Origin of the sequence: Achromobacter xylosoxidans, from assembly GCF_014490035.1 — a bacterium.
In the GTDB taxonomy this organism is placed as follows: Bacteria; Pseudomonadota; Gammaproteobacteria; order Burkholderiales; family Burkholderiaceae_B; genus Achromobacter; species Achromobacter bronchisepticus_A.
Genome location: NZ_CP061008.1, coordinates 2852723 through 2865982, shown reverse-complemented (window position 1 = coordinate 2865982; position 13260 = coordinate 2852723). Strand labels below are relative to the sequence as shown.

Sequence of the window (13260 nt, the reverse complement as noted above, 5' to 3'; positions counted from 1 at the left end):
TTCAGGCGCCGAGCAAAGCCGGTTCGCCGTTGCGGCCTACGGCCGGCGCATCGGCATCGATCACGCGGCCGGTCTGCAGCTTGAACACGGCCACCGCTTCGCGCAGGCGCTGCGACTGGGTTTCCAGGGATGCCGCGGACGCCGCGGCCTGCTCGACCAGCGCCGCGTTCTGCTGCGTCACGCTGTCCATCTGCGACACGGCCTGGTTGACCTGCTGGATGCCTTGCGACTGCTCCTCGGACGCGCTGGAAATTTCGTTGATGATGTCCGTCACGCGGCGCACCGAGGTCACGATTTCCTGCATGGTGGCGCCGGCTGCTTCAACCTGGTCGGAACCGATCGATACCTTCTGCACGGAGTCGTCGATCAGGCCCTTGATTTCCTTGGCGGCGGCGGCGCTGCGCTGCGCCAGGGCGCGCACTTCGCTGGCCACGACCGCGAAGCCCTTGCCCTGCTCGCCGGCGCGCGCCGCTTCCACCGCGGCGTTCAGCGCCAGGATGTTGGTCTGGAAGGCGATGCCGTCGATCACGCCGACGATGTCGGCGATGCGGTTGGAGCTGTCGGCGATGCCGCGCATGGTGCCGACCACGTCGCCCACGGCCTGACCGCCGCGCGTGGCCACTTCGGATGCCGCCACGGCCAGTTCCGAGGCGCTGCGCGAGCTTTCCGCGTTGTTGCGCACGGTGGACGACAGCTCATCCATGCTGGCGGCGGTTTCCTCCAGCGAGGCGGCCTGCTGTTCGGTGCGCGAAGACAGGTCGATGTTGCCCGCGGCGATTTCGCGCGCGCCGGTGTGGATCTCTTCCACGCCCAGGCGCACGGCCGACACGGTGCGCGCCAGGCTGTCCTGCATGCGCTTGACGGCGGCGTAGAGCACGCCGATTTCGTTGTTGCCGCGTTGCTCGATGCGGTTGGTCAGGTCGCCGCCGGCAATGCGGTCGAACAGGCGCCCGGCTTCATGCAGCGGACGGAACACCGCGCGGCCGAACACCGCGTACAGGCCCACCACCAGCGCGGCCACCACGACCAGCAGGCCGACCAGGACGGCGATCGCGCCGTTGATGCGGGTGGAGGCGTCACGCGCCACGCGCTGGCCGACCTCGTCGGCATAGTCCACGTATTTCTGGATGGCGGCGGTAAAGGTCAGGCCCAGCGGCGTGACTTTTTCCAGGTTGAGGCGATTGGAATCCTGGGCGTTGCCGGCGCGGATGGCCGCAATCATGGGCACGATGGCGTCGCGGTGATAGACGTCGTAGGCCGCCAGGGCCGCGTCCAGCAGGGGCTTGCCCTGGGCCGAGGTTTCGGGGGTCTTGCGCACCAGGTCGATCAGCTCGCCGGCCTTTTTGGTATAGCCGTCCAGGCGCTGCATGCTGGCCAGGTTGTCCAGGCTCTTGCCTTCCATCAGCGCGGTCTGCGCGGCCAGCAGCACCAGGCGGGCGCGCAGCAGTTCGGTGCCGGCGCCGTTCACGGCATTGGCGCGGACCAGGTTGGTGTCCAGCAGCACTTCGATGGAATTGCGGTTGGACGTCAGCTGCTGGTGGACGGCGATGCCGGTTAGCAGGAAAAGCGCGAAGAAAACGGCTAAAGCGGTCGTCAAGACCGCGCGAATACTGAGATTCTGGAACATTGGGGTCACTCCGGGTTGCGTATAGCGGCTACCTATGCTTTACGACAGGTTGCAATGAAAAGTTAAACATCTCATTTGATTGCATGACGCATTTCCCTCGGCGTCGCCCTTGTCCAACACAATTAACAACGATTATCATTTGCAATCTTTGGACCTGACGGAAACCCATCGTGACGGCGGCCACCCAGCCCACGGCGCAACATGCCTTGAACCTGCTCTACCGCGACCATCATGGATGGCTGGCGGGCTGGCTGCGGCGGCGGCTGGGTTGCGCCCATGACGCGGCCGACCTGTCGCACGACACGTACGAGCGGCTGCTGAACTCGGGCCGCCTGCCCGAAGCCGGCCAGGCGCGCGCCTTCCTCACCCAGATCGCCAAAGGTCTGGTGGTGGACCTGTACCGCCGCCGCGCCCTGGAAAGCGCCTATCTGGACGCCTTGGCCAGCCTGCCCGAAGCGCACATGCCTTCGGCCGAAGCGCGCGCGCTGGCGCTGGAAACGCTGATGGCGGTGGACGCCGCGCTGGACGCCCTGCCCGCCCGCGCCCGCCAGGTCTTCATCCTGTCCCGCTTCGAGGGCCGGACCTATTCCGACATCGCGCAAAGCCTGGGCGTGTCGGTGGCGCTGGTGCGCAAGCACATGCTGCGCGCCGCCCAAGCCTGCCTGGCCGCGCTGTGAGCGCCCGGCACGGGGACATCCCCGAACCGATACTGGCGCAAGGACTGGAATGGCTGGTCATCCTGTGGTCCGGCGAAGCCAGCGCCGACGAACGCGCGGCCTGGCAACGCTGGCGCGCGGCCCATCCGGACCATGAACGCGCCTGGCAGCAGGTGCAGCGGATCGACACGCGGCTGATGGACGTTTCGCCCGAGGCCTCGGCCCAGGCGCTGGCCCGCTCCGGCCGGCAGGCGGGACGCCGCAAAGCCCTGCGCCTGATGGGCTGGGCGGTGCTGGGCGCCGGCGCCGCGGGCCTGGCGGCCCAACGCCTGCCTTGGCAGCCCTACGCCGCGGACTATCGCAGCGCGGCAGGCGAACGGCGCGAAATCATGCTGGCCGACGGCACCCGGCTCATACTCAACGGCGCTAGCGCCGTGGACATGGAATACACCGCCGAGGCGCGCCGGCTGGTCCTGCGGCGCGGCGAGATCTACGTGCAAACCGGCCACGGCCCGGCTGCCGCGGGCCGCCCCTTCTTCGTCGCCACCGCCTATGGCGATGTGCAGGCGCTGGGCACCCGGTTCACCGTGGAGCAACAGCGCGACCGGATACGGGTCGGCGTCTACGAAGGCGCGGTGGAGATCCAGCCCTCCCGCGGCCACCCCCTGCGCCTGGACGCGGGCCAGTCCGCCGCGTTCACGCCGCTGGCGGCCGAGCCGATGCCGGACGCCCTGCAGCAGGCGCCGGCCTGGCTGCGCGGCCAACTGGTGGCCGAACGGCTGCGCCTGGCGGACTTCCTGGACCAGGTCGGGCGCTACCGGCGCGGCGTGATCCGCTGCGACCCGCGCGTGGCCGACCTGATCGTGTCGGGCGTGTACGCCCTGGACGACACGGACCGGATCCTGGCCTCGCTTGCAAGAGCCCTGCCGCTGCGCGTGTCGCGCTACACGGCTTATTGGGTGGTGGTGGAACCCAGATAGCCCTCTACAAAAAAAATTCGCGAAAACCGTAGCACTTTTTATTTCTCGTTCGGGATACCTGCATATCCGCAGCATTCACGTCCGCAACGAGGAACCCACTCCATGCAAGCCCGCTCCACTCCCAAGCCCGCCCGCAGCACGCTGGCGCTGGCGCTGACCGCCCTGGCGCTGGCCGCGCCCCCCGCCGCCATGGCCGCGGGACCAGGCTCCCCCTCGCCCCAGGAGCGGGCCGCCAGGAGCTACGACATTCCCGCCGGCCCATTGGACCAGGTGCTGAACGCCTACTCCCAGCAGGCGGGCGTGACCATCGCCATCGACGGCGCCCTGACCGCGGGCCGCCGCAGCCCCGGCCTGCGCGGCGCCTATGGCCTGAACGCGGGCTATGCCGCGATCCTCGCCGGCAGCGGCCTGGCCGCGCGGCAGGAAGGCGGCGGCTACGTGCTGCGTCCGCTGCCGCCCGGCGCGGCAGGCATTTCCACGCTGGAGCCTGTCACCGTGCGGGCCTCGAGCGTGGCGCCCGACAGCTACGTGGCCGAGGAAACCCGGGCCGGCACCAAGACCGACACGCCCATCCTGGAAGTCCCGCAGTCGATCTCGGTGGTGACGCGGGCGCAGATGGAAGCGCAGAACGCGCAAAGCGTGACCGAAGTGCTGCGCTACGTGCCCGGCGTGACGGTGGAAACGTATGGCGTGGATCCCAAGGGCTTCGATTGGGTCATGCTGCGCGGCTTCAACGCCCAGGCCACCAGCGACTACAAGGACGGCCTGCGCCAGGCCACGTCCGGCTACACCCTGTTCCGCAGCGAACCCTACGCGCTGGATCGTATCGAAGTGCTGCGCGGCCCTTCTTCCGTGCTGTACGGCCAGGGCGACGCGGGCGGGGTCATCAACCGCGTGAGCAAGCTGCCCTCGGCCACGCCGCACTACGAGGCCGAGCTGGAGTACGGCAGCTTCCAGCGCAAGCAGGCCGCGGTCGATCTGACCGGCCCCGCGACCGAAGACGGCACGCTGATGTACCGCATCATCGGCGTGGCGCGCGACGCCAACACGCAATTCACCTACCCCAACGGCGACCGCATTTCGGACGACCGCCTGTTCCTGGCGCCTTCGCTGACCTGGGCCCCTTCCGCCGCGACCCGCTTCACGCTGTTGACGGAGTACCTGCGCGACCGTTCCGGCGGCACCATCGGCACGGTTACGGTGAACGGCAAGCCCACCAATCTGCGCAACGGCGATCCCAATTTCAATCGCTACGACCAGGACCAGAAGAGCATCGGCTATCTGTTCGAGCATCGTTTCAACGACACGCTGCAGGTGCGGCAGAACCTGCGCTACGGGCGGGTCGATTCGATCCTGGACAACATGTTCCTGGCCGGCCTGACGCCCACCGGCATCGCCCGCACTGCCCGGCGCTACGACGAAAGCATGACCGCGCTGGCGTTGGACAACCAAGCCCAGTTCGACCTGCGCACCGGCCCGCTGGCCCATACGCTGCTGCTGGGCCTGGACTTCAACCGCAGCAGCGCGGACGTGTCGCGCACCATGGGGCCCGCCCCCAGCCTGAACCCCTTTGATCCAGTCTATGGCGTGGACGTGCCCACGCCGACCATACCGCTGGCCAACTACCTGGAGCGCACGCACCAGACCGGCCTGTATCTGCAGGACCAGGTCCGCTTCGACGAGCGCTGGGTGCTGACCCTGGGCGGCCGCTACGACTGGTACAGCCAGAAGACCGAAAACCGGATCCTGAACAACGACTCCAATCAAAGCGGCAGCCGCTTCAGCGGCCGCGCCGGCCTGAACTACGTCATGCCCAACGGCGTCGCGCCCTACGTCAGCTTCGCCCAGTCCTTCCTGCCCAATACCGGAACCTCGGCGCCGGCCAATGGCAGTTCTCCGTTCGCGCCCTCGCGCGGACGTCAATGGGAAGGCGGCATCAAGTTCCAGCCGCCCGGGTCGAATGCGCTCTACACGCTGGCGGTCTTCGACATCAAGAAGAGCAACGTACTGACCAATGACCTGCAAAACCCCGGATTCCAGGTCGCTTCGGGCGAGGTGCAATCGCGCGGCGTGGAACTGGAAGGCAAGTTCAGCCTGGGCGACGGCTGGGACTTCACCGGTTCCTATACCTATGTGCGCGCCCGCATCACCCGCGCCAACAACGGCACCGAAGGCAACCGCCCTGCCCTGGTGCCCGAGCACAGCGCGTCGGGCTGGCTGAACTACACGGTGCGCAACAGCGCGCTGGCCGGACTGAGCCTGGGCGCAGGCCTGCGCTACGTGGGCTCGACCTACGGCGACAACGCCAACACGCTGGAGATCGCCGGGCGCACGCTGGTGGACGCGGGCGTGTCCTATGCGGTGGACAAGCACCTGACGCTGTCGGTCAACGCCACCAATCTGTTCGACAAGGAATACCTGGCGACCTGCTCCGACCTGAGCGATTGCTATCCGGGCAGCCGCCGCAGCGTCATCGGCCGGGTGAAGTACCAGTTCTGAGCGCCACAATGAAAACGCCCCGCCAAGTAGCGGGGCGTTTCGCGCAAGCGCCGGGAAGCAAGCCCCGGCGCCAGCGTTTGGCTTACTTCAGCCAGACGCGCGCGTTGCGGAAGATGCGCATCCAGGGGCTGAACGCGCCGCCGGCATCCGCCTTGCCCCACTTCTCGGGCGCCCAGGACATCATGACGTTGCGCGTCACGCGTTCCGGGTGCGGCATCATGACCGTGAAGCGGCCGTCGGCGGTGGTGACCGAGGTCAGGCCGCCCGGGCTGCCGTTCGGGTTGAACGGATAGGCTTCGGTGGCCTGGCCGCGGTTGTCGATGTAGCGCGCGGCGGCCAGCAGGCGGCTGGCGTCGCCCTGCTGCGAGAAGTCCGCATAGCCTTCGCCGTGCGCCACGGCCACCGGAATGCGCGCGCCTTCCATGCCGGCGAAGAAGATCGACGGCGACTTGGCCACTTCGATCATCGCCAGGCGGGCTTCGTATTTTTCCGACAGGTTGCGCGTGAAGCGCGGCCAGAATTCTGCGCCCGGAATCATCGGCGCCAGCGCGGCCATCATCTGGCAGCCGTTGCACACGCCCAGCGCGAAGGTGTCGGGACGCGCGAAGTAGGCGGCGAACTGATCCGACAGCTTGCTGTTGAAGCGGATGGTGCGCGCCCAGCCTTCGCCAGCGCCCAGCACGTCGCCGTAGCTGAAGCCGCCCACGGCCACCAGGCCTTGCACCTGCGCAAGATCCACGCGGCCGGACAACAGGTCGGTCATGTGCACGTCGATGGCTTCAAAGCCGGCGGTGTCGAAGGCCCAGCCCATTTCCACCTGGCTGTTGCAGCCCTGCTCGCGCAGGATCGCGACGCGCGGACGCTTGCCGGTGTTGACGAAGGGCGCGGCCACGTCTTCCTGGGGGTCGAAGTCCACGTTGGGGCTCATGCCCGGATCCGTGACGTCGTTCCAGACGTCGAGCTCGGCCTGGGCGCAGGCCGGGTTATCGCGGCGCGACATGATGCGGTAGGACACTTCGCTCCAGGCGCGGCCGAGTTCGGCGCGCGGCTGGCCCCAGACCTTCTTGCCGTCGCGGTAGAACTCGACTTCGTCGGCGCCATTCAGGCCGCCGATGACATGCGAATGCGCCGACAGGCCCGCGCCGCGCAGCACCTGCATGACGGCGTCGCGCTGGGCGGCCGGCACCTGGATGACGGCGCCGGCTTCTTCGGAGAACAGCGCCTTGAGCGTCAGTTCCTCGCGCTGCACCGCCACCTGCTCGGGACGGATCTTGTAATCGCCCCAATCCGCCGATTGCGGATCGAAGGTCAGCATGTCCAGGTTGACCGAGATGCCGGTGCGGCCGGCGAAGGCCATTTCGGTCAGGGTCGCGAACAGGCCGCCGTCGGAACGGTCGTGGTAGGCCAGGATGGTGCCGGCTTCGGCCAGGGTGCGGATCGTGACGAAGAACGCGCGCAGGTCTTGCGGCGCGTCGATGTCCGGCACGGTTTCGCCGACCTGGTTGTAGGCCTGCGCCAGGATCGAGCCGCCCATGCGATGGCGGCCGCGGCCCAAGTCGATCAGGATCAGCACGCTGTCGCCGGCGTCGGTGCGCAGCTGCGGGGTCAGGCTGGCGCGCACGTCGGCCACGGGCGCGAAGGCCGTGACGATCAGCGACACCGGCGCCACCACCTGGCGCTGTTCGCCGTCCTGTTCCCAGGACGTCTTCATGGACAGGGAATCCTTGCCCACCGGGATCGACAGGCCGGTGGCCTGGCACAGGTCGCTGACGGCGGACACGGTGTCGTACAGCGCGGCGTCCTGCCCGGCCACGCCGCAGGCGGCCATCCAGTTGGCCGACAGCTTGATGTCTTCCAGGCGCGCCACGTCGGCCGCAGCCAGGTTGGTCAGGGCCTCGGCCACGGCCATGCGGCCGGAGGCCGGCGCGTCCAGCATGGCGATCGGGGTGCGTTCGCCCATGGACATGGCTTCGCCGCGGAAGCCTTCGTAGTCGGCCAGGGTCACGGCGCAGTCAGCCACCGGCACCTGCCACGGACCGACCATCTGGTCGCGGCTGGACAGCCCGCCCACGGTGCGGTCGCCGATGGTGATGAGGAAGGACTTGTTGGCCACCGTGGGGTGGCGCAGCACGCGGTAGGCGGCTTCGGTCAGGTCGATGCCGGCCAGGTCCAGCGGCGCGGACACGCCGGGCAGGCGCGTGACGTCGCGGGTCATGCGCGGCGGCTTGCCCAGGATGACGTCGATCGGCACGTCCACCGGACGCACTTCGGCTTCGCCCTGCGGACGGATGGTGTCCAGGCCCGGCAGGCCCTCGCCGTCCACCACGCGCAGCTGGCGCTCTTCGGTGGCCACGCCCACCACCGCGTAGGGGCAGCGTTCGCGGCGGGCGATGGCGTCAAAGCGTTCCAGGTCCTTGGGCAGGATCGACAGGACGTAGCGTTCCTGGGATTCGTTGCTCCAGATTTCGGCGGGCGACAGGCCCGATTCTTCCAGCGGCACGCGCTTGAGGTCGAAGATGGCGCCGCGGCCGGCGTCGTTCACCAGTTCCGGGAACGCATTGGACAGGCCGCCCGCGCCCACGTCGTGGATCGCGATGATGGGGTTGTTCTCGGCCTGCTGCCAGCAGCGGTCGATGACCTCCTGGGCGCGGCGCTCGATTTCAGGGTTGCCGCGCTGGACGGAATCGAAGTCCAGTTCGGCCGAGTTGCTGCCCATGCTGATGCTGGAGGCGGCGCCGCCGCCCATGCCGATGCGGAAGCCCGGGCCGCCCAGCTGGATCAGCAGCGCGCCCGGAGGAATCACGTCCTTGTGCGTCAGGCCGGCATCGATGCTGCCCAGGCCGCCCGCGATCATGATGGGCTTGTGGTAGCCCCAGCGCGTGCCGCCGGCGGTCTGTTCGAACGAACGGAAATAGCCCAGCAGGTTGGGACGGCCGAATTCGTTATTGAACGCCGCGCCGCCAATGGGGCCGTCGATCATGATAGACAGCGGCGAGGCGATGCGCTCCGGCAGGCCGTGATGGTCGGCTTCCCAGGGCTGCAAGGCATCGTCAAAGCGCAGGTGCGACACGGTGAAGCCGGTCAGGCCGGCCTTGGGCTTGGAGCCGCGGCCGGTCGCGCCTTCGTCGCGGATCTCGCCGCCGTTGCCGGTCGAGGCGCCGGGGAACGGCGCGATCGCGGTCGGGTGGTTGTGGGTTTCCACCTTCATCAGCGTGTGCACGGTGGTGTTGCGGCGGATGTACTTGGCGCCTTCGACGCCCTCGCCCGTCACGCCCGGCACGCCGGCCTGGAAGCGCTGCGCGGGGCCGCCTTCCATGATGGCGGCGTTGTCCGAATAGGCGACCACGGTACCCTCGGGCTGCGCCTTGTGGGTGGCGCGGATCATGCCGAACAGCGTGTTGGGCTGTTCCTGGCCGTCGATCACCCACTGGGCGTTGAAGATCTTGTGGCGGCAGTGTTCGCTGTTGGCCTGGGCGAACATCATCAGTTCCACGTCGGTGGGATCGCGGCCCAGGTCGCTGAAGGACTTGGCCAGGTACTCGATTTCATCGTCCGACAGCGCCAGGCCCAGCGAGACGTTGGCCTCGGCCAGGGCTTCGGCGCCGCGCGCCTGCACATCGACCGTGCGCATGGGCTTGCCGGCCAGCGGCTGGAACAGCGCCTGGCCGTCGAAGCTGGCGTCCACCACGGTTTCGGTCATGCGGTCGTGCAGGCAGTCGGCCGCGCGCGCCAGCATGGCGTCGTCGAAGGACTTGGTACCCAGCAGGCCGCGCTCGGGGGTGATCACGTAGCGCACGCCGCGCTCGATGCGGTGCACGGACGCCAGGCCACAGTTGTGGGCGATGTCGGTGGCCTTGCTGGCCCAGGGCGAAATCGTGCCCAGGCGCGGGATCACCAGCAGGGACAGGCTCTTGGCCGGCGCGTCGCCGGTGGCGGGGGTGCCGTAGTCCAGCAATTGGGTCAGGTGTTGCTGCTGTTCGGCCGTCAGGGCCGCGTCGGTGCTGACGAAGTGCTCGTAGCGGGCGGATATGTCGGCCACCGGCAGGCCGGCTTCCTTCAATTGCGCCAGGAGGCGATCGCGACGGAAGGAGGACAGGACGGAGGAACCAGGCAGATGCTGAACTAGGGACACGATGCGGGCGCCGTATAAAGAGAAGGAGAGCAAAACGTGATTTTACCCGTTTAGGGGGTTTTCCCGGAGAGCTTGTTCCACCGACCTCCGATGGCCCGATTTCGACCACTGTTACAAAAGAATTCCAGGCATCCCGCGGTTTGATGGTGCAGAGCAATATCGACGACAAATTCCCGCCATTGCGAACCTTTCCCAACACGAGCCGCGCCGCAAGCCCGGCGCTTATGCGGCGGCGCAACATGTTGCGCTTATCCCGCACCGCGGGAAAACACGAACTTCCGGCCCCACGGCGCAACGGTAGGATGCAGCGACCCCCATTAATGCATGGCGCCTACCCGCGCGCTGGCCGCTGCCTCACATGTCCCGCCCCGAAGCCCCCGCCGAGCCTGTCGAACCGATCATTCCCACCGAATCAGATCCCGCAGTCAAAGTGCCGCTGGCCATCGAAGACTGGCTGGCCGTGATCCTGCTGGCGACCCTGGCCATCATTACCTTCCTGAATGTGCTGGTGCGCTACTTCACCGACCAGTCCTTTGCCTGGACGGAAGAAATCTCGGTGTTCCTGCTGATCGTGCTGACCATGGCCGGCGGCAGCGTGGCTTTCGTGCGCAACCACCACATCCGCATCGAGATCCTGGCGGACTCGGGTTCGCCGCGCCGCCAGCGCATCATGGCGCTGATCTCCAACAGCTGCGTGCTGGCCTTCTTCCTGCTGCTGACCGTGCTGTCGGTGAAGCTGGTTTCCGACGAGTACATCTACGAAGAGACCTCCCCCGCCATCGGCGTGCCGACCTGGTGGTATTCGATCTGGCTGCCCGTGATGGCCGCGGCGATCTCGCTGCGCACCATCGGCACGCTGCGCCGCATCGCCAAGAGCGGGCGCGCCGCCGGGCAGGATCAGCAATGATCGCCGCCATCCTCTTCACCGTCTTCATCGTCCTGATGCTGATCGGCGTGCCGGTCGGCGTGGCCCTGGGCCTGGGCGGAACCGTGGCCATCGTGCTGTCCAACCTGGACACGCCCTGGTATGGCCTGCTGACCGTGCCGCAGAACTTCTACGCCGGCCTGGCCAAGTATCCGCTGCTGGCCATCCCCATGTTCGTGCTGGTGGGCTCGATCTTCGACCGTTCCGGCGTGGCCAAGCGGCTGGTGGATTTCGCCATCGCCATCGTCGGCCGCGGCCCCGGCATGCTGCCGCTGGTATCGATCGCCGTGGCCATGTTCCTGGGCGGCATCTCCGGCTCCGGCCCGGCCTGCGCCGCCGCGGTGGGCGCGGTGATGATCACCGCCATGTCGCGCGCCGGTTATCCGGGCTCGTTCTCCGCTGCCGTGGTCGCGGCCGGCGCCGCCACGGACATCCTGATCCCGCCCTCGGTGGCCTTCATCATCTACTCGGTGCTGGTGCCTGGCGCATCGGTGCCGGCGCTGTTCGCCGCCGGCATGATCCCCGGCATTCTGGCCGGCTTCGCGCTCATCATTCCGGCGGTCTGGCTGTCGCGCAAGTACAAGATGGGCGCGCTGGAAGCCCACCTGCCCCGCCCGCCTTTCTGGGCCAGCCTGCGCGAAGCCTCATGGGGCCTGGCCGCGCCGGTGCTGATCCTGGGCGGCATGCGCATGGGCTGGTTCACGCCTACCGAAGCGGCCGTGGTCGCGGTGTTCTACGGCCTGTTCGTGGGCATGTTCATCCACCGCACCATCAAGCTGCGCGACCTGTACACCATCCTGCGCGAAGCCGCCGAGCTGTCCGCCGTCATCATGCTGGTGGTCACGCTGGCCGGCATCTTCGCCTGGGCGCTTTCCACCCTGAGCGTGATCGATCCCATCACCCACGCCATCGTCAACTCCGGATTGGGCGAATGGGGGGTGCTGGCGCTGCTGATCCTGCTGCTGATGACGGTAGGCATGTTCCTGGACGGCATCTCCATCTTCCTGATCTTCGTGCCGCTGCTCATGCCCATCGCCAACGCCTATGGCTGGGATCCGGTGTGGTTCGGCGTGATCCTGACCTTGAAGGTCGCCCTGGGCCAGTTCACCCCGCCGCTGGCCGTGAACCTGATGGTGTCGTGCCGCATCGCGCGCGTGCCGATGGAGTCGACGGTGCGCTGGGTGGTGTGGCTGCTGGGCGCGATGTTCCTGGTGCTGGTGGCGGTGCTGGTGTTCCCGCAGCTGGCGCTGTGGCTGCCCAAGAAGCTGGGTTATTGAAAGGGCCAAACAGGACGCCCCCAAGGGGCGACCCCAAGGCCGGCGGTACCGGTATTCACTACAACAACAGACACGCAAAGAGAGGAGACGCAACATGAAATTCCGCAACCTGATCGGAGCGGCCCTGTGCGCGGCGGCCGTCGTCGGCATGGCGCCTGCGCATGCGCAGAACTACAAGCCCGAATACAAGCTCTCCATCGTGGTCGGCACCACCTTCCCGTGGGGCCAGGGCGCTGAAATCTGGTCGAACCTGGTGCGCGAGCGCACGCAGGGCCGCATCAACATCAAGGTCTATCCCGGCACCTCGCTGGTCCAGGGCGACCAGACGCGCGAATTCACCGCCATCCGCCAGGGCGTGATCGACATGGCCGTGGGCTCCACCATCAACTGGTCGCCGCAGGTCAAGCAGCTGAACCTGTTCTCCCTGCCCTTCCTGATGCCCGACTACGCCGCCATCGATGCGCTGGTGCAGGGCGACGTGGGCAAGGAAATGTTCAAGCTCATCGAGAAGGCCGGCGTGGTGCCGCTGGCCTGGGGCGAGAACGGCTACCGCCAGCTGAGCAATTCCAAGCACGAGATCAAGAAGCCCGAGGACATGAAGGGCCTGAAGCTGCGCGTGGTGGGCTCGCCGCTGTACATCGACACCTTCACCGCGCTGGGCGCCAACCCCACGCAGATGAGCTGGGCCGATGCCCAGCCGGCGCTGGCCAGCGGCGCGGTGGACGGCCAGGAAAATCCCCTGTCGATCTACACCGGCTCCAAGCTCTACACCGTGGGCCAGAAATACCTGACGCTGTGGAACTACGTGGCCGATCCGCTGATCTTCGTGGTCAACCGCGAGGTCTGGAATTCCTGGTCCGAAAAGGACCGCGACATCGTGCGCCAGGCCGCGCTGGACGCCGGCAAGCAGCAGATCGTGATCGCGCGCAAGGGCGTGACGCCTGAAGACCCGTCGCTGCTGAAGGAGATCGCGGGCCACGGCGTGACCGTGACCTCGCTGTCGCAGGCGGACCACGAGGCCTTCGTCAAGGTGACCAAGCCCGTCTATGACAAGTGGAAGAAGCAGATCGGCGAAGACCTGGTGAACCTGGCTGAAAAGTCGATCGCCAATCGCAAGAAGTAGGCCGCAAAGAACAAGCAGCAAGCCCCAGGGGAACGGCGGCG

8 protein-coding genes are annotated in these 13260 nt (G+C 67.5%); 6 read left to right on the top strand and 2 right to left on the bottom strand.

Annotation, left to right across the window (positions count from 1 at the left end; all coding sequences use genetic code 11):
• Window position 1: 1 nt before the first annotated feature.
• On the bottom strand, window positions 2-1627 hold the full coding sequence (locus tag IAG39_RS13420) for a methyl-accepting chemotaxis protein (protein WP_118932103.1): 1626 nt from the start codon (window positions 1625-1627) through the stop codon (window positions 2-4).
• 170 nt (window positions 1628-1797) lie between these two features.
• Between IAG39_RS13420 and IAG39_RS13415 the strand changes: the two genes are divergently transcribed.
• The 3 genes from IAG39_RS13415 (at window position 1798) to IAG39_RS13405 (ending at window position 5762) form a co-directional block, all read left to right on the top strand.
• On the top strand, window positions 1798-2304 hold the full coding sequence (locus IAG39_RS13415) for a sigma-70 family RNA polymerase sigma factor (protein ID WP_118932102.1): 507 nt from the start codon (window positions 1798-1800) through the stop codon (window positions 2302-2304).
• The gene (locus IAG39_RS13410; protein ID WP_118932101.1) at window positions 2301-3263 is read left to right on the top strand and encodes a FecR domain-containing protein; all 963 of its coding nucleotides are present in this window, start codon (window positions 2301-2303) and stop codon (window positions 3261-3263) included. Before IAG39_RS13415 ends, IAG39_RS13410 begins: the two co-directional genes overlap by 4 nt.
• Before the next feature lie 102 nt (window positions 3264-3365).
• The gene (locus IAG39_RS13405; protein WP_118932100.1) at window positions 3366-5762 is read left to right on the top strand and encodes a TonB-dependent siderophore receptor; all 2397 of its coding nucleotides are present in this window, start codon (window positions 3366-3368) and stop codon (window positions 5760-5762) included.
• Window positions 5763-5844: 82 nt separating this feature from the next.
• Here the strand turns inward: IAG39_RS13405 and purL are convergent, their stop codons facing one another.
• On the bottom strand, window positions 5845-9894 hold the full coding sequence (purL, locus tag IAG39_RS13400; protein WP_118932099.1) for a phosphoribosylformylglycinamidine synthase: 4050 nt from the start codon (window positions 9892-9894) through the stop codon (window positions 5845-5847).
• Window positions 9895-10252: 358 nt separating this feature from the next.
• On the opposite strand from purL, the gene IAG39_RS13395 reads away from it, so the two are divergent.
• From IAG39_RS13395 to IAG39_RS13385, 3 genes are all read left to right on the top strand, one after another.
• Entirely contained in the window at window positions 10253-10801 is a 549-nt protein-coding gene (locus IAG39_RS13395) for a TRAP transporter small permease (RefSeq protein ID WP_059373394.1), read from the top strand.
• A complete protein-coding gene (locus tag IAG39_RS13390; RefSeq protein WP_059373396.1) occupies window positions 10798-12096 on the top strand; it encodes a TRAP transporter large permease in 1299 nt (432 codons plus the stop codon). Before IAG39_RS13395 ends, IAG39_RS13390 begins: the two co-directional genes overlap by 4 nt.
• A 94-nt stretch (window positions 12097-12190) precedes the next feature.
• Window positions 12191-13219 carry a DctP family TRAP transporter solute-binding subunit gene (locus IAG39_RS13385; RefSeq protein ID WP_059373398.1) on the top strand — a complete coding sequence of 343 codons (1029 nt, stop codon included), beginning with the start codon at window positions 12191-12193 and terminating at the stop codon, window positions 13217-13219.
• The last annotated feature ends 41 nt before the right edge of the window (window positions 13220-13260 follow it).